The sequence below is a fragment of the Streptomyces sp. M41 genome (assembly GCF_043673425.1).
Classification (GTDB): domain Bacteria; phylum Actinomycetota; class Actinomycetes; order Streptomycetales; family Streptomycetaceae; genus Streptomyces.
Genome location: NZ_JBIMKE010000006.1, coordinates 282,326 through 306,785, shown reverse-complemented (window position 1 = coordinate 306,785; position 24,460 = coordinate 282,326). Strand labels below are relative to the sequence as shown.

Genomic DNA, 24,460 nt, shown 5'->3' with positions numbered 1-24,460 from the left:
CTGCCCCGGCGCGCGCTCACAGCCGGGCGTGCGCCGGGAAGCACACAGGGTCCACGACACGGGAGGAAGCGGCGTTGCACGTCCAGGAATGGCTCGAAACGGTGCCACCGCTCGCCATCTATCTGCTGGTCGGCGGGGTCATCGGACTGGAGAGCCTGGGCATCCCGCTGCCCGGCGAGATCATCCTGGTCTCCTCGGCGCTGCTTGCCTCCCAGCACGGTGAGATCGACCCCTTCGTGCTCGGCGCCTGCGCCACCGCGGGCGCGATCATCGGGGACTCCATCGGCTACGCCATCGGCCGCAAGGGCGGTCGGCCGTTGCTGGCCTGGCTCGGCGCGAAGTTCCCCAAGCACTTCAGCGAGGGGCATATCGCCACCGCCGAGCGGTCCTTCGAGAAGTGGGGCATGTGGGCCGTCTTCTTCGGCCGCTTCGTCGCCCTCCTGCGTATCTTCGCCGGCCCCCTCGCGGGCGTGCTGCGGATGCCGTACTGGAAGTTCCTGATCGCCAACGTCTTCGGCGGCATCCTCTGGGCGGGCGGCACGACCGCCGTCATCTACTACGTCGGAGTGGTCGCCGAGTCCTGGCTGAAGCGCTTCTCGTGGCTGGGCCTGGTGGCGGCGGTCCTGATCGGCCTGACGTCGATGCTGATCATCAAGCGCAAGGCGAAGAAGGCCCAGGCGGCCCATCAGGACGCGCGGGCGCAGGCGTCGTCGCAATCGCAGGCGCAGTCCCGGCCGGAGCCGGAGCCGGTGGTCGCCGGAGACTGAATGTCCGGGCCGGGGCGCGCGGAGCCGTATCGACATCGACATGCGGCTCCGCGCACCGGCGCGACCAGCCACGAACCACCCGCGGACCACGCACGACCTAGGCCCCGTGCTCCTCACGGTGCGCCTTCGCCAACTCCGCATACATGGTTCCGTTGAGCGTGACCCCCTGACGCTCCTCCTCCGTCAGCTCCCGCCTGACCTTCGCGGGCACTCCCGCGACGAGCGACCCCGGCGGCACCCGCATGCCCTGCGGCACCAGGGCCTGAGCGGCGACCAGGGACCCGGCCCCGATCACCGCACCGTTCAGCACGGTCGCCCCCATCCCGATCAGGCAGTCGTCCTCGACGGTCGCCCCGTGCACCACGGCGTTGTGCCCGACCGAGACCCGCGCGCCGATGACCACCGGGAACCCCGGGTCCGCGTGCAGCGTGCAGTTGTCCTGGACATTGCTCTGGACCCCCACCGAGATCCGTTCCACGTCACCGCGCACCACCGCGCCGTACCAGACACTGGCCCCGGCCTCCAGCGTCACATCGCCGATCACCGTGGACATCGGTGCCACGAAAGCATCCCCGTCGATCTTCGGCTTCCTGCCGGCGATCCCCTTGATCAGTGGCTCCTGCGTCATCGCGGTCTCCTGTCGTCCGAACTACACGGGAACGCTACCGCCACCCGGTAGGGCGAAGATCACAGGCCTTCGGCCTCATAAGGGCGCCGCGGGCTCAGTACGGTAAGCGCGTGCCGAAGCGCAAGAACACGTTCTCATCCTGGCGACGCCGACTGGCGCAGCGCGCCATCCATGCGGGCTGGGCCTGGGCGCAGCGCACCGGCTCGGTGACGGCCGAGCATCCCGGCCGCTTCCGCTTCGGCTCGCTCGGGGAGGCCACCCGCCTCGCCTTCCCGCTCGGGACCGTGTTCGGCGAACCCTGGATCCACCTCGGCTCCCACTGCATCGTGGGCGAGCAGGTGACGCTGACGGCAGGTCTGATGCCCGACCTCGACCTCGGCCCCGAACCGATCCTGCGCATAGGCGACGGCGTCGTGCTCGGCCGCGGCAGCCACGTCATCGCCGACACCACGGTCACCATCGGCAGCGACTGCTACTTCGGCCCGTACGTCTACGTCACGTCCACCAACCATTCGTACGACGATCCGCACGAGCCCATCGGCAAGCAGTGGCCGCGGATGGAGCCCGTCGAGATCGGGCCGGGGTGCTGGATCGGCACCGGGGCCGTGATCCTCCCGGGCGCGCGGATCGGACGGAACGTGGTGGTCGCGGCCGGTGCGGTGGTCCGGGGCGTGGTGCCCGACCACGCCGTGGTGGCGGGGGCGCCCGCCCGTGTCGTACGGCGCTGGACGCCCGACGAAGGCTGGCAGCCGCCCCTGCGGACGCCGGCGCCCGTGCCGATCCCCGACGGGGTGACCCCCGAGCAACTCCAGGCGCTGGCCGGGCTGGACGAGGAGACGGTGGCGAAGCTCGCGCAGCTGGACCCGGACGAGGGTGTCCACCTGGCACAACCCGCCGCCGAGGCCTGAGTCAGCCGGTCGCCAGCAAGAGCGTGCCCACCAGCGCGAGCCCGGCGCCCGCCGCCTGTACGGCCCGCATTCGTTCGCGGAGGAAGCCACGCGCCGCCAGGGCGGTCACCACCGGGTAGAGGGAGGCCAGTACGGCCGCCACCGTGACCGGCCCGTGGTGGGCGGCGATCACATAAGTGCCGTTCGCCGCGACGTCGGCGAGGCCGACGAAGGCGAGCGCCGGCAGCGAGCGCCAGGGGAAACCACCCTCCGGGAGCACGGGCGTGCCGCGCCGCACGGCGGCGTACAGGGCTACGCCGCCCGCCGCGACATTGACCAGGCGCTGGACGAAGAGCGCGAGGAACAGGCCGGTGACGGTGGTCGACGCCTCGGCGATCAGCGCGAAGACCGCGCCGAAACCGAAGGCCGCGATCAGGGTGAGCAAGATGGCCTGCCGCTGCACGGGCGCCCCTCGCAGATGCGGTCCGCCCGCGAGTACGACGCCGAGCACGGCGACCGCGATCCCGGCGACCTGCACAAGGCCGGGCCGTTCGCCGAGGAAGAGGCCCACGCCGACCGGGACGGCCACACCCACTGTGCCGAGCGGGGAAACCACGCCCATCGGTCCCAGCGCCAGCGCCTTGTAGAAGCAGAGAAGGGCGACCGGGCCCACGATTCCGGCGGCGGCAGCGAACCACAGCTGGGGACCGGCCTCGCTCCAGCCCCCGGTGGCCGCCACGATCACGCCGAGCACGACCGCGGCGATCGTCTGCGAGACGACTACGACCGTGAGCGCCGGGGTGCGCCGCGTCAGCAGACCGCCGCCGAAGTCGGCCAGGCCCCACAGCAGGCTGGTGGCCAGGGCGAAGAGTGCTGTCACGGTCGCCTCGCAGTACAGTTCGGTGCACGATCGGGTGCAGCTCACGGTAGTTTAGTGAGTTGAACTTTGTCATTCAAAATATTGCTCTCTCTCCTTGTCTCTCCCTGCCCCCTCCCTCCTCCCTGCTCCTTGTCTTGTCTCGTCTCGTGGATGGAATGTGTCGGACCTCGACCTGCTGACCCAGTCCCTGGCGCGCAACGTCAAACGCTGGCGCGCCGAGCGCGGCTTCACGCTGGACGCGCTGGCCGCCCGCTCCGGTGTCAGCCGCGGGATGCTGATCCAGATCGAACAGGCCCGCACCAACCCGAGCCTCGGCACGGTCGCCAAGATCGGCGACGCCCTCGGGGTCAGCATCACGACCCTTCTCGACTACGAGCAGGGCCCGAAGGTGCGCGTCGTCCCGCCCGAGCAGGTGGTCAGGATGTGGCACACCGAGGCCGGCAGCTACAGCAAGCTCCTCGCAGGCACCGAAGCGCCCGGCCCGCTGGAGATGTGGGACTGGAAACTGATGCCCGGCGAGAGCACCGGGTCCGATCCGCACCCCGCCGGCACCGTCGAGATCGCCCACGTCGTGGCCGGCGAACTGACCCTGACCGTGGAGGACGTGGAGTACCGCGTCCCGGCCGGCTCCAGCGTCACGTTCGACGCGAACGCCCCCCACGTCTACGGCAATCAGGGTGACGTTCCGATGCGGATGACGCTGACGGTCTCGGTCCCGCTCGTCCACTGAGACACCAGGCAGGCGGCCCCGGCCGTGCTGTTAGCGTGCGTTCATGGACGCACCCATCGGACACTTCGACCACGCCACCCCCGCCCCGGACTGCCTCGACGAGCTCACTCGCCCGGTCGCCGACGCCGTTCGCCATTGGCACGGCAGCGTCCCCGCCGACCAGATCATCTACGTCGACACCGATCCGCAGTGGGCCGACACCGCTGTGTTCGTGGAGCACTACGGGCAGGAACTGCTCGACCGGTCCGCGAACTGCGTGGTCGTCGCGGGCAAGCGCGGCGGCGAGACGACACTGGCCGCGTGCGTCGTGCTGTCCACCACCCGGGTCGACGTGAACGGCGCCGTACGCCGCCAACTCGGCGCCCGCAAGGCGTCGTTCGCCTCCATGGACACGGCGATCGGCGAGACCGGCATGGAGTACGGCGGCATCACCCCGATCGGGCTGCCCGAGAGCTGGCCCGTGCTGGTCGACTCCGCCGTCGTCGACCTCCCGTACGTCCTGGTCGGCAGCGGACGCCGGCGCGGCAAGCTGCTCGTGCCGGGCAAGGCGTTCGCCCAGCTGCCGGGAGCGGTCGTCCTGGAGGGGCTCGGCGTCGCGGTCTGACGGCCTCACGCCGCCGAGTGATGGGCGAGCGCCTGATGCGGATCGGCCTCGCCCGGCATCGGCACCGGGTCGGCGTGCACGAGGGCCGCGGTGAGCCGGGGCACGGCATGCAGCAGGGCGTGTTCGGCGTCGACGGCGATGGCGTGCGCCTGCCGTACCGTCGCCTCGCCGTCCACGACGACCGCGACCTCGGCGCGCAGCCGGTGCCCGATCCAGCGCAGCCGCACCTCGCCCACCTCGTGCACGCCCGGGACCTCCCGCAGTGTCTGCTCGGCACGGTCCACGAGCGCGGGATCGACCGCGTCCATGACCCGTCGGAACACCTCGCGCGCCGCGTCCCGCAGCACCAGCGTGATGGCCGCGGTGATGGCCAACCCGACGAGCGGGTCCGCGAGTTGCCAGCCAAGGGCCGCGCCGCCCGCGCTCAACAGGACGGCCAGTGAGGTGAATCCGTCCGTCCGGGCATGCAGTCCGTCCGCGACGAGCGCGGCCGAGCCGATCGAACGGCCCACCCGGATCCGGTAGCGGGCCACCCACTCGTTGCCGGCGAACCCGACCAGCGCGGCCACCGCGACGGCCGGGATCCGCTCCACTGGCCGCGGGTCGAGCAGCCGGTCGACCGCCGTCCACGCCGCGAAGGCCGCGGACGCGGCGATCGTCAGCACGATGACGATGCCTGCCAGGTCCTCCGCCCGCCCGTAGCCGTAGGTGAAGCGACGCGTCGCCGCACGCCGGCCCAGCACGAACGCGACCCCCAGCGGCACGGCCGTCAGCGCGTCCGCGGTGTTGTGCACCGTGTCGCCGAGCAGCGCGACCGACCCGGAGGCGACCACCACGACCGCCTGCGCCAGCGCCGTCGCCCCGAGCACGGCCAGCGAGACCCACAGCGCGCGCAGGCCGCGGGCCGAGGACTCCAGGGCGGAGTCGAGCTTGTCGGCCGTCTCGTGGGAGTGGGGCTTGAGGAGGTGGGCGAGGCGGTGCCGGGCACCGGCGTGTGGGTGCGGGTGGTCGTGGTTGTGCGGCCGGCCTGGGGTGTGCGGCTGGTCGTGACTGTGCCCGTGTGCCTGGGAGTGCCGGCGCCCCTGGGATCCGTTCCCCGGGGGGTGTCCGTCTCCAGAGGGCCGCCCGTCGCCATCGCGGTGCTCGTGGTCGTGCCGGTCGCTCACGCCGTCCCCTTCCGGTCCGCGGGAATGGACGGGAGACCGCCCACGACGCCATTATGTGCGTATGAGCGCACGCATGCACCTATCACCTGCGGACGATGCGCACCCGCGCACCCCGGGCGAGGAACAGTTCGCCCTGGCCGCCGAGCTCCTGGCCCTGCTCGGCGACCGCACCCGCCTCACGTTGCTGCACGCCCTGACCGCGCAGGAGGCGGACGTCTCGACGCTCACCGAGGTCTGCGGCGCGGCCCGGCCCGCCGTCAGTCAGCATCTGGCCCGGCTGCGGCTGGCGGGGCTCGTGAACACCCGCAAGGAGGGCCGCCGGGTGATCTACTCCCTGCGCGACGGCCATCTGCGCCGGCTCGTCGACGAGGCCCTGAGCGTGGCGGACCACCGGCTCAGCGACCGGCCGTTGCACGACTGAGCGCGGCACGCACCCCTGCGCCGGGCGGGCTCGCGGTCCGGCCGGAAGGCTCAGAAGTCGGTGTTGCCCAGGTACTGCTCCGCGAACGCCTTGGCAGCAGTCCGGGAGCCGAATATCCGGCGGAGCCGCGCGAGGGTCGTACCCGCGAGATAGGGATCGCCGGAGGACGTGCCGTGGTACACCTCCGACAGCCACATCGAGAATTCCTGGTAGTCCCACACCCGGCCGAGACAGGCCGCGGAGTAGCCGTCCAGGCCGGTGCCGTCGCCCTGCGTCAGGTGGGCGACGAGGGCGTCACCGAGCACGAAGGCGTCGTGCAGGGCGAGATTCATGCCCTTCGCGGCGATCGGGGCCGTCAGGTGAGCGGCGTCGCCGGCCAGGAAGAGGCGCCCGAACACCATGGGTTCGACCACGTAGTTGTGCATGTCCAGCACACGCTTCTCGATCAGCCGGCCCTCGGTCAGCGCGGGCGCGCCGTTCGCCCCGAGCCGCTGCTGCAACTCCGCCCAGACACGGTCCTGCGACCAGTTCTCCGGGTCGTCCCCGGGCGGGCACTCCAGGTAGTAGCGCGTCACCTCGGCGCTGCGCGGCATGTGCCCGGCGAAGCCGCTCGGATGCATGCCGAACAGGACGCAGTCGGAGGACGGCGGCGCCTCGGCGAGCAGCGCCAGCCAGCCGATGCTGTAGTCGCTGCGGGAGACCAGGGCCCGCCCGGCGGGCACCGCGCCGCGCGTCACTCCGCGCGCCCCGTCACAGCCGGCGACGAAGTCGCAGTGCACGACCTGCCGTTGTCCCGTCTTCGGGCAGGTGTACGACACAGCGGGGCGGTCGCTGTCGAGGTCGTGCAGTGCCACGTCTCGCACGCCGAAGCGAACGGCGCCGCCGCGCACGTCCGCGTACTCGCGCACCAGGTCCGTCACCAGCAACGGTTGCGGATACACCCAGTGGTGCTGCCCCGTCAGCTCGGCGTACTCGAACCGGTAGCGCTCACCGGCGAACCGGAACTCGCACTCGGTGTGCCGCTGCGCCCGCCGCACCAGGTTGTCCGCGAGGCCCCGCTGCTGGAGTCCGCGTACGGCCCACTCCTCGAGAACGCCGGCCCGCGGCCGACGCTCGATGAACTCGCGGGTCTCGGTCTCCAGGACCAGACAGTCCACGGACGCCGCCCGCAGGATGTTGCCGAGAGTGAGACCCGCGGGCCCGGCGCCCACGATGACGACCGGGAAGCGTTGCGCAACACCGGAGTTGGAGTGGGGGGAGGTGGAATTCACCCGAGCATTATGGCGGTGGCCCGCAGGCGGAGGGGAGGCCCGGGGCGGCTCCTGGAAGTGGCCCGCCGCGGGTGGCGTCCGCTAGGCCCTGTCGTCAAATTCCCGCCTGCCGTGCGACGCCATGCACGCACTCTCGCCGCACCGGGCGCATACCCACGTACAACCAGGTCCGCGCCCGGCACGCCGAGAGCACGCACCTGACGCCGCGCGGCCCGCCCTGCGGGCGGACGACGGGAATTTGACGACAGGCCCTAGCCGAGGCGGGGTATCTCGATCGCCGGGCAGCGGTCCATGACCATGTCCAGACCGGCCGCGCGGGTACGGTCGTACGCCGCTTCGTCGATGACGCCGAGCTGGAACCAGACCGCCCTGGCGCCCTTGGCCACCGCCTCGTCGGCCACAGGACCGGCAAGGTCGCTGTTCACGAAGACGTCCACCACGTCCACATCGAAGGGGATGTCCGCCAGGGAGGCATAGCCCTGCTCGCCGTGGACCGTCTCCGCCTTGGGGTGAACCGGGACGATGCGCTTGCCGTGGCGCTGGAGCACCTCCGCGACGCCGTATGCCGCTCGCCGCTGGTTCGACGACAGGCCCACGATGGCCCAGGTGTCGCCCAGGTCGGTGAGGACCTTGCGGACCGCTGCGTCGTCGCCGTACACCGCCGGCCTCCTTGCGTCGCGTGAAACCGAAGCAGGACCGCCCCGAACCAGGACTGCCCTCGCTCTGTCGTCACCACGCACAACGGACGACGGCCCACCAGGATTCCCGCCGCGACCCGCCGTTCGCCGGAAGCTCCCCGCGAACGCCTGTCCGGGCGCGCCCGGGCGCAGTACCGTGCGGGCAGTCCGCACGGCAGGGGGGTGGCGATGCCCGGGTACGAGATGCGCGCCGCGCGCGCGGACGGGCCGCACGATCATGGATGACCAGAGCCCTTCCGGCAGACCCGACGCCCGCCACGCTGTCCGGAAAGCGGGCCGGATGGCTGCGGACGGCCCTGCCTATGCCTACGCTCGCTCCGTGCTGCGCATCATCGACGCCCGAACCGGCGAGCCCGTCGACGCCGCGCCCGCCCGCCGGGGCCTGACCCGCATCGAGGCGCATACGGAGGGCTTCGACGTCACCGCCCTACGGCTGCTGCTGGTGGCCGATCTGCTGGTGCGTGCCCTGGAGCTCGGCGGTACGCCGGTCTGGGCGCTGCTCGACGAGGAGCGGCAGCCGGCGGACCTGCGGGCGGGCGCCGCGGCGCTGGGCATCCGGCCCTTCGAGGACGGCCGGGACGCCGCAGCGGGACTGGGCGAGGCACAAATCCTCCACGTCGTACGAGTGGGTGGCGCGGAACCCGACGGCGTCCGGGTCGCCGTAGCGCCCGTGCACGCGCAGGCGCCCCCGGAGGAGGCCGACCCCGCCGCCCTGCGCCTCGCGCTGCTCGCCCGGCGCAGGGACGAGCCGGTCCGGCTCGACGCGGACGCCCTCGCCGAGGCCCACGACACCCTCGACCGCTGGCGCCGGGCCGTCGCCGGCTGGGCGCGGCATCCGTCGCGGCCCATCCCCGACGAGGTGCGCGGCGAGCTGCGCGCCGCCTGGGAGGACGACCTCGACCTGCCCGGAGTGCTGGGCGTCCTGCGCCGGGTGGAGACCGCGTCCGACTTGCCGGACGGCGCCCGCTTCGAGACGTACGCCTACGCCGACCGCCTCCTCGGCCTCGACCTCACCCGCGAGCTGGGGAATCCCGCATGACCGCGCGCCTCGGAGCGGGCCCGCTGCGCCGGCTGGTCGTCCTCAGGCATGCCAAGTCCGCCTGGCCGGACGGCGTCGCCGACCACGAACGACCACTCGCCCCGCGTGGCCGCCGGGACGCCCCGGCCGCGGGCCGCATCCTCGCGGCCGTCGACTGCCTGCCGGACCTCGCCCTGTGCTCCACGGCGGTACGCGCGCGTGAGACGTGGGAGCTGGCCTCCGCCCAGTGGGGCACGCCCCCACCCGTGCGCCTGGAGCCGCGGGTGTACGCCGCCGAGGTGCCCGACCTGCTGTCCGTCGTGCACGAGGTGTCCCCCGAAGTCGAGACGCTGCTCCTGATCGGGCACAACCCTGGCCTGGAGGAACTCGTCCTCGACCTCGCGGGCGACGGTCTCGACGACACCCTGGACGAGGTCCGCACGAAGTTCCCCACGGCGGCCATCGCCGTCCTCGCCTGGTACGGCGCCACCTGGCGCGCCCTCGCACCCGGCACGGCACTGCTGACGGGCGTGATGGTGGCGCGCGGCAAGAAGTCGTGACGTTCTCCCGCGCGGGCGGGCGCGAGGGCTGCGCATAGGCTGGCGGGATGCAGGACGAGTACCGCACAGTCGCCCACGCGGGCGTGCACGAGACCGAGGTCAACCGCTCACGCTTCATCTGTGCGCTCGCCCCGGCGGCCACCGAGCAGGAGGCCCAGGACTTCCTCGCGGCCGTGCGCAAGGAGCACGCGGACGCCACGCACAACTGCTGGGCCTACGTCATCGGCGCCGACGCATCCGTCCAGAAGGCTTCCGACGACGGGGAGCCCGGGGGCACGGCCGGGGTCCCCATGCTCCAGATGCTGCTGCGCCGCGACATGCGGTACGTCGTCGCGGTCGTCACCCGCTACTACGGTGGCGTCAAGCTCGGCGCGGGCGGGCTGATCCGGGCGTACGGCGGCGCGGTCGGCGAGGCCCTGGACGCGCTCGGCACGCGTACACGCCGCCGTTTCCGGCTGGCCACGGTCACCGTCGACCACCAGCGCGCAGGCAAGGTGGAGAACGACCTGAGGTCGACCGGACGCGAGGTGCGGGACGTGCGGTACGCGGAGTCGGTCACCATCGAGGTCGGTCTGCCGGACGCCGACGTCGAGGCGTTCCGGGCGTGGCTCGCGGATGTGACGGCGGGGACGGCGCGCTTCGAGCTCGGGGGAGAGGCGTACGGGGACGTGTGACGCGAAGTGTGAACGCGGGGGCGAGGCGGGTGACGAGACGGGGGACGAGACAGCTGGCGGGGACTGACGGACGAACGGACGGGCGAGCCCTGCAGTGGGTGAAATGTCCGTAACGGCCGTATGGCGGGCCTGTCATGACGGGGCGATACGGGAGTAACCGCCCGGGCTGTCAGACCTGGCCGTTAGTCTCGGGGATCATGAGACTGCTGCACACTTCCGACTGGCACCTCGGCCGGGCGTTCCACCGGGTCGGCATGCTCGGTGCCCAGGCCGAGTTCATCGGTCACCTCGTCACGACCGTGCGTGAGCGCGGCGTCGACGCGGTGGTCGTGTCGGGAGACGTGTACGACCGCGCGGTGCCCCCGCTCGCCGCGGTCGAGCTGTTCGACGACGCCCTGCACCGGCTCGCCGACCTCGGGGTGCCGACCGTGATGATCTCCGGGAACCACGACTCGGCGCGCCGGCTCGGCGTGGGTGCGGGCCTGATCGGCCGTGCCGGCATCCATCTGCGGACCGAGCCGTCGGCGTGCGGCACGCCGGTCGTACTCCGGGACGACTTCGGCGACGTGGCGTTCTACGGCCTGCCGTACCTCGAACCCGCCCTGGTGAAGGACGAGTTCGGCGTCGACAAGCCCGGGCACGAGGCCGTGCTCGGCGCCGCCATGGACCGGGTGCGGGCCGACCTCGCCGCCCGCGCGCGCGGCACCCGGTCCGTCGTCCTCGCACACGCATTCGTCACCGGAGGAGAGGTAAGCGACAGCGAGCGAGACATCACCGTCGGCGGCGTTGCCGCCGTGCCGTCCGGCGTCTTCGACGGCGTCGACTATGTGGCGCTGGGCCATCTGCACGGCTGCCAGACCATCACCGAGCGGGTCCGCTACTCGGGCTCCCCGCTGCCGTACTCCTTCTCCGAGGCCGGGCACCGCAAGAGCATGTGGCTCGTCGACCTGGCCGCCGACGGCGCGGTCACCGCCGAGCGCCTGGACTGCCCGGTGCCGCGCGCGCTGGCCCGTATCCGCGGGACATTGGAGGACCTGCTCGCCGATCCCGCACTCGCGCTCCACGAGGATGCGTGGGTCGAGGCGACGCTCACGGACCCGGTGCGCCCCGCGGACCCCATGGCACGCCTCTGCGAACGCTTCCCGCACACCCTCAGCCTGGTCTTCGCCCCGGACCGCGCTCCCGACGACCCCGAGGTCTCCTACGCGCGGCGGCTCGCGGACAGAAGCGATCAGGAGATCGCGGAGGACTTCGTGGCGCATGTGCGGGGAGCCGGGCCCGACGAGCTCGAACAAGGCGTGCTGCGGGACGCGTTCGACGAGGTGCGGGCCGAGCAGGCCGTACGGGAGGTGGCGCGATGAGGCTCCATCGACTCGACATGACGGCCTTCGGGCCCTTCGGCGGAGCCCAGACCGTCGACTTCGACGCCCTCTCGACAGCCGGTCTCTTCCTGCTGCACGGCCCCACCGGCGCCGGCAAGACATCGGTGCTGGACGCCGTCTGCTACGCGCTCTACGGCTCCGTCCCCGGCGCCCGGCAGAGCGGTCAGGGCGGCATGAACCTGCGCAGCGACCATGCCGCCCCCGGCACCCGCACCGAGGTCCGCCTCGAACTCACCGTCGCCGGACGCCGTCTGGAAGTCACCCGGCAACCACCCTGGGAGCGCCCGAAGAAGCGGGGCTCCGGCACGACGCTCGACAAGGCGCAGAGCTGGCTGCGCGCCTACGACGGGCAGGCCGGGGCCTGGAAGGACCTCAGCCGCTCGCACCAGGAGATCGGCGAGGAGATCACCCAGCTGCTCGGCATGAGCCGCGAGCAGTTCTGCCAGGTCGTGCTGTTGCCCCAGGGCGACTTCGCCCGGTTCCTGCGCGCCGACGCAGAGGCCCGCGGCAGGCTGCTGGGCCGCCTCTTCGACACCCAGCGCTTCGCCGAGGCCGAGAAACGCCTCGCCGAACGCCGACGAGCGGCCGAGTCCCACGTGCGGGACGGCGATGCCGCGCTGCTGGCCGACGCCCACCGTATGCAGCAGGCGGCAGGCGACGCCATGCGGCTGCCCGACCTCGCACCGGGCGAGCCGGGCCTGGCCGAGGCCGTCCTCGGCGCCGCCGCCGTGGCCCGCAGCACCGCTCGCGAACAGCTCACCGTCGCCCACTGCCGCCTCCTGGCCGCGGAGTCCGCCCAGGCCGCCGCCGACCGCGACCTGAGCGACGTACGCGAAGTGGCGCGCCTCCAGCAGCGGTTCGGCGAGGCCCGGCAGCGGGCCCGACGCCTGGAGGAGCGGTCCGAGGCCCACCGCGAGGCACAGGCCCGCATGGAGCGCAGCCGCAAGGCCGAGAGGGTGGCTCCGGCCCTGGAGCTGCGCGAGGCCACCGACATCGAACACCGACAGGCGGCGGCAGCACAGACACGCGCGCGTGGCCGGCTGGGGGAGGCGTTCGGGGACTCGGCGGCGGAAATTCCGGACATTCGTCATGGTGGCGTCGCCGGGACGGGTGCCGAGAGCGCAGAGGACGGCTCCCGCGCGCCCAGCCCCTTCGTCGACGCCGACGCCACCGGGCTCGCCGCCGCGGCCCGTCGCATCGCCGAGGAGCTCGGCGGACTCGAGTCGGCCCGTCGCGGTGAGCGGCGGCTGGCCGAACTGCTCGCGGAGCGGGCGGAACTGGACCGGCAGGAACGAGCGGACGACGACGTCCTGGCGGAGGCGGAGGCCTGGCTCGCCGGGTGGGAGACGAACCGGGCCGGACTTCAGGCCCGTATCGAGGCCGCGCAGGAGGCCGCGAGCCGCGCGGACCAGGTGGCCGTACAGCGCGAACCCGCGCGGCAGCGGCTGGCCGCCGCGCGGATGCGTGACCAGTTGGCCGGCGACACCGACGAGGCCGCCGAACAGGCCGCACGCGCCCGGGAACAGGCACTGAAGGCCAAGGCGCACTGGCTGGACGCCAAGGAACAGCGCCTGAACGGCATCGCCGCCGAGCTCGCCGCCCAGCTCCAGGACGGCACGCCCTGCGCCGTCTGCGGTGCCACCGAGCACCCCGCGCCGGCCCGCAAGGACGCCGGACACGTCGACCGGGAGGCGGAGGAGCGGGCGCTGGCCGCGTACCAGCAGGCCGAGGAACGGCACGCCGAGACGGAACGGCGCCTGGGCGTCGTACGCGAAGCCCTGGCCGCCGCCACGGCCGAGGCCGGCGACCTGCCGACGAGCCGGCTCGCGGAAGCCGCCGAAGAGTTGGAGCAGCTCTACACGCAGGCCCGCAAGGACGCTTCGACGCTGCACGCGGCGCACGAGGAGCTGCGGCGGGCCGAAGCGGAGCACGAGCAGCGGACCGACGCTCACCAGCAGGCCGCGGTCCGGGGCGCGGCCCGCGTGGGCCGACGCGAGCGGCTGGACCGGGAGCAGGCCGCTCTGGAAGCGGAGTTGGCCCAGGCGCGGGGCAGCGCCGACAGCGTGGCCGCGCGGGCCACCCAGCTGGAGCGTCAGGTCGCCCTGCTCACCGAGGCCGCCGACGCCGCGCGCGCCGCCGAGGACACCGCCCAGCGACTCAAGGAGGCCGACGCACGCCTGGCGGACGCCGCCTTCCGCGCGGGCTTCGACACCCCGCAGGCCGCCTCCGCCGCGCTCCTCGATGCCGCCGCCCACCGTGAGCTCCAGCGCCGGCTGGACGCCTGGCAGTCCGAAGAGGCCGCCGTCCGTGCCGTCCTCACCGAGGCCGACGCCGTGGCCGCCGCCCAGCTGCCCCCCGCGGATCTCGGGTCCGCTGAGCGGGCGGCCACCGTGGCGGCCCAACGGGTCCGCGACGCCGCCTCCGCGCGCGACGCCGCCGCCCGGCGCTGCACCGAACTCGACCGGCTGTCCGCACGGGCGGACGCCGCCGTGCGCCAACTCGGCCCGTTGCGTGAGGAGTACGATCGCGTCGCCCGTCTCGCGTCGCTCACCGCCGGCACCTCGGCGGACAACGAACGCAAGATGCGCCTGGAGTCGTATGTGCTGGCGGCCCGCCTCGAACAGGTCGCCGCCGCCGCGACCGTACGACTCCAGCGCATGTCGTCCGGCCGTTACACCCTGGTCCACTCCGACGACCGGGCCGGCCGTGGCCGCAGCGGGCTCGGCCTGCACGTCATCGACGCCTGGACCGGCCGGGAACGGGACACCGCCACCCTCTCGGGCGGCGAGACCTTCTTCGCCTCCCTCGCCCTCGCCCTCGGCCTCGCGGACGTCGTCACCGACGAGGCCGGTGGTGTCCGACTCGACACCCTCTTCATCGACGAGGGCTTCGGCAGCCTCGACGACCAGACCCTCGAAGAGGTCCTCGACGTCCTCGATTCACTGCGCGAACGCGACCGCAGCGTCGGCATCGTCAGCCACGTCGCCGATCTGCGGCGCCGGATCCATGCGCAGCTGGAGGTCGTGAAGGGGAGATCGGGGTCGGTGCTGCGGCAGCGCGGTCACTGACCGCTGCGGCAGCGCGCCTCACTGACCGAGGGGGCGTCGGGGGAGCGGCGACGAGTAGACGACGTTCGTCGTCACCGAGCCCAGTGTGCCGATCTTGCCGGACACCTCCTCCAGGTGGCGCATCGAGCGGGCCGCGACCTTGATCACGAAGCAGTCGTCGCCGGTGACGTGATGCGCTTCCAGGATCTCCGGCGTGCCGGCGACCAGATCGTGGAAGGGCTTGTAGTTGCCGTTCGGGTAGCGCAGGCGCACGAAGGCCAGGATCGGCAGGCCCAGGCGCTCGGGGTCCACCACGGCGGCGTACCCCTGGATGACGCCCGCCTCCTCCAGTCGGCGCACCCGTTCCGTGACCGCGCTCGCAGACATGGAAACGGCACGGGCCAGATCGGCGAAGCTTGCGCGGCCCTCGCGCTGAAGAACGTCGAGGATGCGCCAGTCAGTGGCGTCCGGCGAAAACACGGTCATCGCCGACAAGTACCAGGAGAATCCCCGGCAGATCAAGAGGAGTGCCGGGGATCTCTCCTTCAGTGAATCGACCACCGGCCATAGATTTCCGCTCATGACGATCGCATCCACTCCCGCCACTCCCGCCGCCCCGGCCGCCAACCCCGTCCTGCGTGTGGCGCCCGCGGCCCCGGCCGTGGCCGCGGCCCACTTCCGAGCGAGCCTCGCCCTGTACGCCGACGTGTCCGATGTCGCCGCCGCACTCGCCGCCGACGGCGACCCGGGGTTCGTCGTGGTGGACTCCCGTTCCACCGAGTCCTGGGACCAGGGGCACGTCCCGGGCGCGGTCCATCTCCCCACCGCCCTCATCCCCGACCTGGCCGGGCAGCTGCTCGACAAGTCCGTGCCGGTCGTGACGTACTGCTGGGGCCCCGGCTGCAACGGCGCCACGCGTGCCGCCCTCGCACTCGCCGAACTCGGTTACCCGGTCAAGGAGATGCTCGGCGGCTTCGAGTACTGGGTGCGCGAAGGCTTCGAGTTCGAGACCTGGGAGGGCCGCGAGCGCCGCCCCGCCGACCCGCTCACGGCCCCGGTGGCGGCCGAGAACTGCGGTTGCTGAGGCGGTGCTTGAGCGCCCTGAACGGGTGTGCCCGCGGTGCGTGTAGGTTCTGCTGCCATGGTGAGATACGCGGATCCCGGCGTGGTGGAGTGGGTCGAGTCCGGCGGCGGCCCCCTGATAGCGATACCGGAGACGGTGCTGCCGTTCTGGGCGGGCGCCGACGGCGACGAGACGGTCTCGGACTACGACCGGGCCTGCGAGGTCGACGGGTCGGTCGGACTTCTGCCGGTGGGGGACAGCGCGGCGCTGGTGCTCGGTGACGAGCCCGCCTCGACCTCCTACCTGCCCGACCAGGGCACCTTCGTACGCTGGTGCGCCGCGGACTCCGAGGCGGAACTGCTGGCCCGCGTCCCGGCGGCCCTCGCCACGGCGGTCTGGGAGCGCGAGGTGCGCTGGAAGGTGCCCGGCACCGTCGTCCTGTTCGACTCGGCGTGGCCGGGACGCGAGACGGAACGGACCGAGCATCTGCGGGTGGCACTGGAGCCGGGAGCGTACGCGGTCCGCTCCGCCCAGGTGCGGCCCGCGCCGGAAACCTGGCTGGAGCTGGTGCAGTTGCGCAGGCTGCCGGACTGAGCGGGCGGCCTTCGTACACGCACCTCGCGGATATCCAGGTGCGCCGGACCCGGCCGTCCCGCATCATGGTCTGCCATGCCCCGACTTCCCCACCCCACCCCGCAAGAGCTGCGCCGAGACCCCCTGCCCCTGCGTGGCCGGACCGCCCTGGTGACCGGGGCCGGCAGACGGGGAGGCATCGGTCATGCCGTTGCCCGGCGACTCGTCGCCTACGGGGCGAGCGTCTATCTGCATCATCATGTGCCGCACGACGCCGCCATGCCCTGGGGGGCGGACGACCCCGAGGACGTGATCGCCTCCGTGCGCGAGGCGGTCGGTGACCCCGACGCGCGGGTCCACGCGGGCCCCGGCGATCTCTCCGATCCGGCAGCACCCGCCGAACTGATCGCCACGGCCGCGTCCGCGCTCGGTGGGCGCCTCGACATCCTGATCGCCAACCACGCCCTCAGCGGCTCCGACGGCACCCTCGACGAGATCGACTCCGCGCTGCTCGACGCCCATTGGGCCGTCGACACCCGCTCGGTCCTCCTCCTCGTCCAGGCCCACGCCCGGCACAGGCCGGCCGGCCCGGGCGGGCGTGTGGTGATGATGACGTCCGGCCAGGACATCGCCGGCGGCATGCCCGGCGAGATCGCCTACGCCCTCCAGAAGGGCGCCCTCGCCTCGATCACTCGCTCGCTGTCGACCACCCTCGCCGAACAGGGGATCACGGTGAACACCGTCAACCCCGGCCCCGTCGACACGGATTACCTGAACGGCGAGGCGTACGACGCGGTGGCCGCCGCCTTTCCCGCCGGCCGCTGGGGGATGCCCGACGACCCGGCCCGCCTCATCGCCTGGCTGGCGACCGACGAGGCGGGCTGGATCACCGGTGAGGTCATCAACTCCGAGGGTGGATTCCGGCGTTGAGGCCGTGACCGACTGACCGACTGACCGACTGACCGACTGACCGACTGACCGACGGACCGGAGGCTCGACGGTGGACGGCAGGAGGGCTGGACCGCAGAACGGCCGGACGGCTGGACGGCTGGACGGCTGGAAACGGTCGGACGGCTGGGCGGCCGGCGGCTGGAATCGGTCGGACGAGTGTACGGCCGCCGTCTCGCCTCAGAGTCGGGACAGCTCGTCCACCAAGTCGTCCAGGCCCAGGGAACCCTGCGACAGCGCCGCCATGTGCCAGGCCTTGAGGTCGAAGGCGTCGCCGTGCCGCTCGCGCGCCTTCTCGCGTCCCAGCAGCCAGGCGCGCTCACCGATCTTGTAGCCGATGGCCTGGCCCGGGATCGTCAGATACCGGGTCAGCTCGCTTGCCACGAAGTCCGCCGGCCGGCTGCTGTGCGAGCCGAAGAACTCCTGGGCCAGCTCCGGGGTCCAGCGCTCACCGGGGTGGAACGGGGAGTCGGCCGGGATCTCCAGCTCCAGGTGCATGCCGATGTCGACGATGACACGGGCGGCCCGCATCATCTGCGCGTCGAGGTAACCGAGCCGCTGCTCGGGGTCGGTGAGGAAGCCGAGCTCGTCCATGAGCCGCTCCGCGTACAGCGCCCAGCCCTCGGCGTTGGCGCTGACCCCGCCGATCGTGGCCTGGTAGCGGGAGAGGTCCCCGGCGACGTACGTCCACTGCGCGAGCTGGAGGTGATGGCCCGGGACGCCCTCGTGGTACCACGTCGAGACCAGGTCGTAGACGGGGAAGCGGGTCTGGCCCATCGTCGGCAGCCAGGTGCGGCCCGGACGGGAGAAGTCCTCCGACGGAGGCGTGTAGTACGGCGCCGCCGCACCGCCGGGCGGGGCGATACGGGACTCCACCTTCCGCACCGGCTCCGCGAGTTCGAAATGCGTGCCGTCCAGCTTCTCGATCGCCTCGTCCATCAGGCCCTGGAGCCAGTCTCGGACCTCGTCGACACCTTCGATGTGCCGGCCGTGCTCGTCGAGGTGCGCCAGCGCCACCCACGGCGTGGCGGCGCCCGGCAGGAGCTTCTCGGCTTCCTTCTTCATCTCGCCGAGCAGCCGGTGGTACTCGGACCAGCCGTAGGCGTACGCCTCGTCGAGGTCGAGGTCCGTGCCGTTGAAGTAGCGGGCCCAGCGGGCGTAGCGCTCGCGGCCCACCGTGTTCGGCGCGCCCTCGATCGCCGGCGCGTACACGTCGCGCATCCAGTCGCGCAGTTCCACCACGGCGGTCGTCGCCGCGCGGGCGGCCTCGTCCAGCTCCGCCCGCAGCGCCTCGGGACCGGCCGACGCGAAGTCCTCGAACCAGCCGCGCCCCTCACCGTTGTCCGCCCACTCGGTGAGCTGCTCGACGAAGGTGGCGGTCGGGCGGGGAGCCGCGTACAGCTTGCGCTCCAGCCCCAGCTCGAGCGCCTCGCGGTAGCCCGCGTAGGCGGCCGGAACCGCGCGCAGCCGTTCGGCGATCACCGCCCAGTCCTCGTCGGTCTGGCTCGGGGTGACCGTGAAGATCTCGCGCACCGAGTGCGCGGGTGTGGCCATGTTGCCGACCGAGCGCAGGCCCTCGTCCGCCTCATGCACGGCGAGTTCCGCCGTCAACCGCTCGCGCAGCAGGCGTGCGCACCGGCGCTCGATGTCACTGTCGGCGCCGGGCCGGCGCTCGGCCTCGTCGAGCCGGGCGAGCGTGGTCCGCTGGAGTTGCGCGAGCGCCTCCTGGCCCGCGGGCGACAGATCGGGGAGCTTGCCGGAACTCTCCTTCACGCCGAGGTACGTACCGGTGATCGGGTCGAGGGCGATTAGCTCGTCGACATAAGCGTCGGCGACCTCACGGGGCAGCGGGCTCTTGGTCTGTGACATGCGGTCCATCCTCATACGAGCACCCGCGCCTCGTCAGCCCGGTTCGACCGGCTCCCGGCCCTGGTCACCCGGATTTCGCTCAGGGCGTGTTTCCCGGTGAGCCGGGGGGCAGCAGCGGCCCGCAGTCCCACTGCTGGAAGATCAGCCGGGTCTCCACCCGCGCCACCTCCCGATGGGCGGTGAACTCGTCCAGCACCAGACGCTGCAGATCCGCCATGTCCGCGACCGCCACATGCACCAGGTAGTCGTCCGGCCCGGTGAGATGGAAGACGGTGCGTGATTCCGGCAGCGCCCGGATCCGGTCCACGAACGGCCCCACCAGCTCCCGTCGATGCGGCCTGACCTGCACCGACAGCAACGCCTCCAGTCCTCGCCCGAGCTTGGCTGGGTTCAGCCGGAGCTGATGGCCGAGGATCACGCCCGAGCGGCGCAGCCGCGTCACCCGGTCCAGACACGTCGACGGCGCGACGCCGACCTGGGCGGCGAGATCCCGGTAGGTGGCCCGGGCGTCGTTCTGCAGGAGCCTCAGCAGATGCAGATCGACCGGGTCCAGTACGACAGATTCGGCCATTGGCCGAACGTAACACGGACTGTGCACCGCACGGCCCGTTCGATGTTCACTCTTCCGCCCATGGATCACGCGAGCAGAGAGGCATACGACGGCATGCACGGGTATGACGAGATACGTACCGCCCCGAGAGCACTCGCCACCGAGGCCGTGCACGCCGGCCGTGACGACCTGGCCCGGCAGGGCCTGCACGCCCCGCCGATCGACCTGTCGACCACCTACCCCTCGTACGACAGCCGCGACGAGGCCGCCCGCATCGACGCGTTCGCCTCGACCGGCGCCGAGCCGGACGGCCCGCCCGTGTACGGCCGCCTCGGCAATCCGACCGTCGCCCGCTTCGAGACCGCCCTGGCCCGTCTGGAGGGCACCGAGGCGTCGGTCGCCTTCGCCAGCGGGATGGCCGCGCTGACCGCCGTACTCCTCGTACGGGCGTCGATGGGCCTGCGCCACATCGTCGCCGTACGCCCCCTGTACGGGTGCAGTGACCACCTGCTGACCGCCGGACTGCTCGGTACCGAGGTGACCTGGACCGACCCGGCCGGCATCGCGGAGGCGCTGCGTCCGGACACCGGTCTGGTGATCGTGGAGACCCCGGCGAACCCCACACTCGCCGAACTCGACCTGCGCGCCGTGGCCCATGCCTGCGGGTCCGTCCCGCTGCTGGTGGACAACACCTTCGCCACGCCCGTGCTGCAGCGGCCCGCGGAGCACGGTGCGCGGCTCGTGCTGCACAGCGCGACCAAGTACCTGGGCGGACACGGCGATGTGCTCGCGGGTGTGGTCGCCTGTGACGAGGAGTTCGCGGCACGGCTGCGGCAGATACGGTTCGCCACCGGTGGCGTCCTGCACCCGCTGGCCGGGTATCTGCTGCTGCGCGGACTGTCCACCCTGCCGGTGCGGGTCCGGGCCGCCTCCGCGACGGCCGCCGAACTAGCCGGCCGACTCGCCGCCGACCCGCGCGTCGAGCGCGTCCACTACCCGAAGATCGGCGGCGCGATGATCGCCTTCGAGGTCCACGGCGACCCGCACGAGGTCATCGCGAACGTCCGCCTGATCACCCCCGCCGTGAGCCTCGGCAGCGTCGACACCCTCATCCAGCACCCCGCGTCCATCAGCCACCGCATCGTCGACGCGACCGACCGTCGCGACGCCGGAGTGAGCGACCGTCTGCTGCGGATGTCGGTGGGCCTGGAGGACGTCGACGACCTGTGGGCGGACCTGGACGAGGCGCTGGGCGGCCGGGCCGAGCCGCTGGCACGAGCTGCTGCCGGTGAGGCAGTGATGGGCATCTGACCGGGGACCGCTTGCGGGTGCGCCCGGGAGGGGCGCGCGAAACGGCGCGACGAGCCCTGCGCCGATCCAGTGCGCCCATCCGGATCGCACCCGCACCCGCAACCCCCCCTCAGGGAACCCTACGGCGCTTCGGACCTCCCCGGCTCGCCCGCACCGGACAGCCGCTCGGCGGTACTCGCAGCCCTCGCCGCCGCCACAGCCCCCTCCGGCCCTCCCGTCGGAGCGCCGACGCGTGCCGTGATCACCAGCGTGCCCTCCTCGATCTGGTAGTCGAGAGCGAGGCCGAGACCCCGCATCGCGGCCACCATGCCGGTGTTGGACGACTGCGTCACGGCGTACACGCTCTCGCAGCCCGCCTGGACCGCCATCCCCACCAACCTGCGGAGCAACTCGCTGCCGATGCCGCGCCGCTGCCACGCGTCCTCGATGAGCAGCGCGACCTCCGTCTCGTCGCCGTCCCAGAGCAGGTGGCCGAGCCCGACGATCCGGCCGGACGCGGTCTGCACGGCGAGCGTGCGGCCGAAGCGAGGGCTGAGCAGATGCCTCAGATAGCGGTCCGCGTCGACGACCGGCCCGTGGTACCGCATGCGGAGCGTCCGCCTGGAGCACCGCTCGTGCATCTCCTTCGCGGCCTCGAGGTCACCGACGTCCGCCCGGCGCACGGTGATGTCGTTGCCCTCCGGCAGGGTCAGTACGTCCTGGCTGTGCGGCACCCGCGGGCCGAGCCGGGCGTCCAGCTCCACCAGGGCACGGGCCCGCGCGAACTCGGTAGGGGTGAACGGCAGATACGGCCGCTCCACAGTGATCACTCCGCCTTCCGGCGCCCTCAGCCGCATCACGGTGTCCTCCAGCGCCCCCTCCACCGGGACCGGCTCCGGCCGCCGCGTGCCCCCGGCCGGCCCGGCGGGCAGTGACCGGATGGTGCAACGGCCCAGCAACTGCCGCAGCGCCAGCGGCAGTTCCGCCGCGTCCAGGGCGGTACGCGTGGCGAGACCCAGCACCCGGGTCGGCGCGTCCACCAGGTCGTGCGCGTCGGCCCGCTCGATCCAGGTCCGCGTGCCGCCGGACACCGAGACCGCGCGGGCGATCTCGTCCGCCCCGAGCTCGCCGGGGGCGCGCAGCAGGAACTCGTCCACCGTGCCGTCGGCGAGCGGATGCGTCTGGAGGCTGAGGATGTCCACCCGCAGCCCGGCGAGCGCGGTGCACAGCGCGGCCAGCGACCCCGGCTCGTCCTGCACCGTCGTCCGCATCCGCCACAGCGCGGTCTTCCCGGACTCCGTCGCGGCCTCGTCCCGCGGCTGGTCCGACTGCCCGGCGCGCTCCTCGGAACGCGGCCGGGCACCGGTATGACTCGTCGGCGGTGCGTGACCGTGGCGCCGCGTCCACCAGGTGTGGAACCCGGCCGCGGCGGCCAGGACGGCCACCGTGACCGGCAGCAAGGCCGGTCCGTCGGGTCCGTGCCCCGTCAGGTTCGTCACCGTGGCGGCCACCGCCACCGCAGTGGAGAGCGCGGCGAGGGCGATGATGTCCCGTCGCCAGTGGTGCGCGGGACGGCCGTCTTTCGCGCGCGTCACATCAGACATGTCTCGACTCATGCAACCACTGTGAAGGAACGGTGTTGCGTGATCACGAACGCTTTGTGACAGGGCGGTAAAGAACCATTATGACGGTATGTCCATTCTTCAATTGTCCCGTTCGTGACCGCCCGGGACCGAGGTTCTCCGTCGTCGCGCGGGACGGTGTTCAGGCCGCGGGAGTCACTGACCCACCCGGCCCGGCTGGAGCGCCTGTGTGAACAGCACGGTGCCGTCCGCCTCGCGCAGGCGCACGGTCAACTCGCCGCTGTGGCCGTCGATGTCGACCTCGCCGAAGAACTGGTAACCGCCGGCGGGGGAGACGTTCGCGGTCGTCGGCGCCTTGAGGAACACCCGCTCCGGACCGAAGGTGCCGTCCAGCTTGTTCGCGGGGAACGCGCCCGCGTTGAGCGGCCCGGATACGAACTCCCAGAACGGCTCGAAGTCGGTGAACGCCGCCCGCGAGGGCTGGTAGTGCTGGGCGGAGGTGTGGTGCACGTCCGCGGTCAGCCACACCGTGCCGGCGATCCTGCGGTGCTTGACGAACCGCAGCAGCTCGGCGATCTGGAGCTCCCGCCCCAGCGGAGCCCCCGGGTCGCCCTGCGCGACGGCCTCGATGTTCGGCTTCCCGTCACCCGTGTCGGGCACGACCAGACCGAGCGGCATGTCCGAGGCGATCACCTTCCACACCGCGCGCGAGCGGGACAGTTCACGCTTGAGCCACCTCAACTGCTCGGCACCGAGGATGCCCTGCGGGTCGGTGGGCCCGCTGCCCGGCGAATTGGCGTTGCGGTAGGTGCGCATGTCCAGCACGAACACGTCGAGCAGCGGGCCGTGGTTGACGACCCGGTACACCCGGCCGTCCGGGCGGCGCAGAGTCGAGACCGGGAAGTACTCCGAGAACGCCTGCCGGGCGTGGGCGGCCAGGACGTCGACGTTCTTCTCGGTGTAGCGGGAGTCGGTGAGGATCTCGCCGGGGTACCAGTTGTTCGTCACCTCGTGGTCGTCCCACTGGACGATCGAAGGCACCTGGGCGTTGAACCGCTTGAGGTTCTGATCGAGCAGGTTGTAGCGGAAGTTGCCGCGGAACTCCGTGAGTGTCTCGGCGACCTTGGACTTCTCCTCGGTGGTGATGTTCCGCCAGATGCTGCCGTCGGGCAGGGTGACGGAGGCCGCGATCGGGCCGTCGGCGTAGATGTTGTCGCCGCTGCACAGGAAGAAGTCGGGTTTCAGCGCGGCCATCGCGTCATAGATCCGGTAGCCGCCGAAGTCCGGGTTGATGCCCCAGCCCTGCCCGGCCAGGTCGCCCGACCACACGAAGCGCACACCGTCGCGCCGCCGCGCGGAGGCCGTACGGAACGTGCCGGTGACCGGCTCGCCGACGCGGCGCGGGTCGTACGGATCGGCGAGCAACACGCGGTAGTGGATCTGCTCACCGGACGGCAGCCCGCGCAGCCGGGTGGTGCCGGTGAAGTCGGTGCCGGCGCCGAGCAGCGGGCCGTGCCATCTGCGGGCGTTGTGGAACGACTCCGTGGCCGACGTCTCCACGATCATCCGGGCCGGACGGTCGGAGCGCACCCACACCAGTCCCGAGTCACAGGTCACGTCTCCCGTCTGCACACCCCACTCCGCCCGGGGACGGCCCGACCGGGCGAAGGCCGGCGCCGCACCGATCGCCGTGGGCAGGGTCAGGGCCGCGGACGCGGCGAGCGAGCCACGCAGGACGCTGCGTCGGCCCGGGAACGGACGGAGTGACATGGAGGCCTCCAGGGGCGGGATCCGGCCAGTGTGCACTGCCACAACTACTGGTGCGCCGCAGCGCACACGCAAACCACAAGT

The 24,460-nt window shown here is 72.3% G+C and carries 24 protein-coding genes; 14 read left to right on the top strand and 10 right to left on the bottom strand.

Annotated features, from left to right (window positions below; all coding sequences use genetic code 11):
• Positions 1–74: 74 nt before the first annotated feature.
• On the top strand, positions 75–767 hold the full coding sequence (locus tag ACHBTE_RS11530) for a DedA family protein (protein WP_394723573.1): 693 nt from the start codon (positions 75–77) through the stop codon (positions 765–767).
• 97 nt (positions 768–864) lie between these two features.
• On the opposite strand, the gene ACHBTE_RS11525 is transcribed toward ACHBTE_RS11530, so the two are convergent.
• Complete coding sequence (locus ACHBTE_RS11525) at positions 865–1,395, bottom strand: gamma carbonic anhydrase family protein (RefSeq protein WP_394723572.1); 531 nt, start codon at positions 1,393–1,395, stop codon at positions 865–867.
• Between the two features lie 110 nt (positions 1,396–1,505).
• Here ACHBTE_RS11525 and ACHBTE_RS11520 point away from each other — a divergent pair, with 110 nt between their 5' ends.
• Entirely contained in the window at positions 1,506–2,303 is a 798-nt protein-coding gene (locus ACHBTE_RS11520; protein ID WP_394723571.1) for an acyltransferase, read from the top strand.
• A 1-nt stretch (position 2,304) separates the two neighbouring features.
• Here ACHBTE_RS11520 and ACHBTE_RS11515 read toward each other — a convergent pair whose 3' ends face one another.
• Positions 2,305–3,162 (bottom strand): EamA family transporter, encoded by an 858-nt coding sequence (locus tag ACHBTE_RS11515; RefSeq protein ID WP_394723635.1) that lies wholly within the window; start codon positions 3,160–3,162, stop codon positions 2,305–2,307.
• A gap of 157 nt (positions 3,163–3,319) precedes the next feature.
• On the opposite strand from ACHBTE_RS11515, the gene ACHBTE_RS11510 reads away from it, so the two are divergent.
• Both ACHBTE_RS11510 and ACHBTE_RS11505 read left to right on the top strand, forming a co-directional pair.
• A complete protein-coding gene (locus ACHBTE_RS11510; RefSeq protein ID WP_394723570.1) occupies positions 3,320–3,892 on the top strand; it encodes an XRE family transcriptional regulator in 573 nt (190 codons plus the stop codon).
• Between the two features lie 43 nt (positions 3,893–3,935).
• Positions 3,936–4,496 (top strand): YbaK/EbsC family protein, encoded by a 561-nt coding sequence (locus tag ACHBTE_RS11505; RefSeq protein ID WP_394723569.1) that lies wholly within the window; start codon positions 3,936–3,938, stop codon positions 4,494–4,496.
• Positions 4,497–4,501: 5 nt separating this feature from the next.
• Here the strand turns inward: ACHBTE_RS11505 and ACHBTE_RS11500 are convergent, their stop codons facing one another.
• Complete coding sequence (locus ACHBTE_RS11500) at positions 4,502–5,662, bottom strand: cation diffusion facilitator family transporter (protein ID WP_394723568.1); 1,161 nt, start codon at positions 5,660–5,662, stop codon at positions 4,502–4,504.
• Between the two features lie 61 nt (positions 5,663–5,723).
• Here ACHBTE_RS11500 and ACHBTE_RS11495 point away from each other — a divergent pair, with 61 nt between their 5' ends.
• Entirely contained in the window at positions 5,724–6,083 is a 360-nt protein-coding gene (locus tag ACHBTE_RS11495) for an ArsR/SmtB family transcription factor (RefSeq protein WP_394723567.1), read from the top strand.
• A 50-nt stretch (positions 6,084–6,133) separates the two neighbouring features.
• On the opposite strand, the gene ACHBTE_RS11490 is transcribed toward ACHBTE_RS11495, so the two are convergent.
• Together ACHBTE_RS11490 and ACHBTE_RS11485 are read right to left on the bottom strand one after the other, a co-directional pair.
• On the bottom strand, positions 6,134–7,354 hold the full coding sequence (locus ACHBTE_RS11490; protein WP_394723566.1) for a 4-hydroxybenzoate 3-monooxygenase: 1,221 nt from the start codon (positions 7,352–7,354) through the stop codon (positions 6,134–6,136).
• A 251-nt stretch (positions 7,355–7,605) separates the two neighbouring features.
• Complete coding sequence (locus ACHBTE_RS11485; RefSeq protein WP_394723565.1) at positions 7,606–8,013, bottom strand: CoA-binding protein; 408 nt, start codon at positions 8,011–8,013, stop codon at positions 7,606–7,608.
• Between the two features lie 358 nt (positions 8,014–8,371).
• Between ACHBTE_RS11485 and ACHBTE_RS11480 the strand changes: the two genes are divergently transcribed.
• From ACHBTE_RS11480 to ACHBTE_RS11460, 5 genes are all read left to right on the top strand, one after another.
• Entirely contained in the window at positions 8,372–9,091 is a 720-nt protein-coding gene (locus ACHBTE_RS11480) for a hypothetical protein (protein WP_394723564.1), read from the top strand.
• A complete protein-coding gene (locus ACHBTE_RS11475; RefSeq protein ID WP_394723563.1) occupies positions 9,088–9,630 on the top strand; it encodes a SixA phosphatase family protein in 543 nt (180 codons plus the stop codon). The genes ACHBTE_RS11480 and ACHBTE_RS11475 overlap by 4 nt, the downstream gene beginning before the upstream one ends.
• A gap of 47 nt (positions 9,631–9,677) precedes the next feature.
• A complete protein-coding gene (locus tag ACHBTE_RS11470) occupies positions 9,678–10,304 on the top strand; it encodes a YigZ family protein (protein WP_394723562.1) in 627 nt (208 codons plus the stop codon).
• A gap of 197 nt (positions 10,305–10,501) precedes the next feature.
• A complete protein-coding gene (locus ACHBTE_RS11465) occupies positions 10,502–11,665 on the top strand; it encodes an exonuclease SbcCD subunit D (protein ID WP_394723561.1) in 1,164 nt (387 codons plus the stop codon).
• Positions 11,662–14,754, top strand: a complete 3,093-nt coding sequence (locus ACHBTE_RS11460) for an AAA family ATPase (protein ID WP_394723560.1) — start codon at positions 11,662–11,664, stop codon at positions 14,752–14,754. Before ACHBTE_RS11465 ends, ACHBTE_RS11460 begins: the two co-directional genes overlap by 4 nt.
• Positions 14,755–14,772: 18 nt before the next feature.
• Here the strand turns inward: ACHBTE_RS11460 and ACHBTE_RS11455 are convergent, their stop codons facing one another.
• On the bottom strand, positions 14,773–15,219 hold the full coding sequence (locus ACHBTE_RS11455; RefSeq protein WP_394723559.1) for an Lrp/AsnC family transcriptional regulator: 447 nt from the start codon (positions 15,217–15,219) through the stop codon (positions 14,773–14,775).
• A 94-nt stretch (positions 15,220–15,313) separates the two neighbouring features.
• Here ACHBTE_RS11455 and ACHBTE_RS11450 point away from each other — a divergent pair, with 94 nt between their 5' ends.
• The 3 genes from ACHBTE_RS11450 (at position 15,314) to ACHBTE_RS11440 (ending at position 17,299) form a co-directional block, all read left to right on the top strand.
• A complete protein-coding gene (locus ACHBTE_RS11450; RefSeq protein ID WP_394723558.1) occupies positions 15,314–15,817 on the top strand; it encodes a rhodanese-like domain-containing protein in 504 nt (167 codons plus the stop codon).
• A gap of 57 nt (positions 15,818–15,874) precedes the next feature.
• Entirely contained in the window at positions 15,875–16,390 is a 516-nt protein-coding gene (locus tag ACHBTE_RS11445) for an immunity 21 family protein (protein WP_394723557.1), read from the top strand.
• Between the two features lie 75 nt (positions 16,391–16,465).
• Positions 16,466–17,299, top strand: coding sequence for an SDR family oxidoreductase (locus tag ACHBTE_RS11440; RefSeq protein WP_394723556.1), 834 nt, complete (start codon positions 16,466–16,468; stop codon positions 17,297–17,299).
• Between the two features lie 198 nt (positions 17,300–17,497).
• Here ACHBTE_RS11440 and ACHBTE_RS11435 read toward each other — a convergent pair whose 3' ends face one another.
• Together ACHBTE_RS11435 and ACHBTE_RS11430 are read right to left on the bottom strand one after the other, a co-directional pair.
• Positions 17,498–19,186 (bottom strand): DUF885 domain-containing protein, encoded by a 1,689-nt coding sequence (locus tag ACHBTE_RS11435; RefSeq protein WP_394723555.1) that lies wholly within the window; start codon positions 19,184–19,186, stop codon positions 17,498–17,500.
• Between the two features lie 79 nt (positions 19,187–19,265).
• On the bottom strand, positions 19,266–19,757 hold the full coding sequence (locus ACHBTE_RS11430) for an Lrp/AsnC family transcriptional regulator (protein WP_394723554.1): 492 nt from the start codon (positions 19,755–19,757) through the stop codon (positions 19,266–19,268).
• 60 nt (positions 19,758–19,817) lie between these two features.
• Here ACHBTE_RS11430 and ACHBTE_RS11425 point away from each other — a divergent pair, with 60 nt between their 5' ends.
• Positions 19,818–21,047, top strand: a complete 1,230-nt coding sequence (locus ACHBTE_RS11425) for a trans-sulfuration enzyme family protein (protein WP_394723553.1) — start codon at positions 19,818–19,820, stop codon at positions 21,045–21,047.
• Between the two features lie 119 nt (positions 21,048–21,166).
• Here the strand turns inward: ACHBTE_RS11425 and ACHBTE_RS11420 are convergent, their stop codons facing one another.
• On the bottom strand, positions 21,167–22,630 hold the full coding sequence (locus ACHBTE_RS11420) for a GNAT family N-acetyltransferase (protein ID WP_394723552.1): 1,464 nt from the start codon (positions 22,628–22,630) through the stop codon (positions 21,167–21,169).
• Between the two features lie 174 nt (positions 22,631–22,804).
• Positions 22,805–24,379, bottom strand: coding sequence for an alkaline phosphatase D family protein (locus tag ACHBTE_RS11415; RefSeq protein ID WP_394723551.1), 1,575 nt, complete (start codon positions 24,377–24,379; stop codon positions 22,805–22,807).
• Positions 24,380–24,460 lie beyond the last annotated feature (81 nt).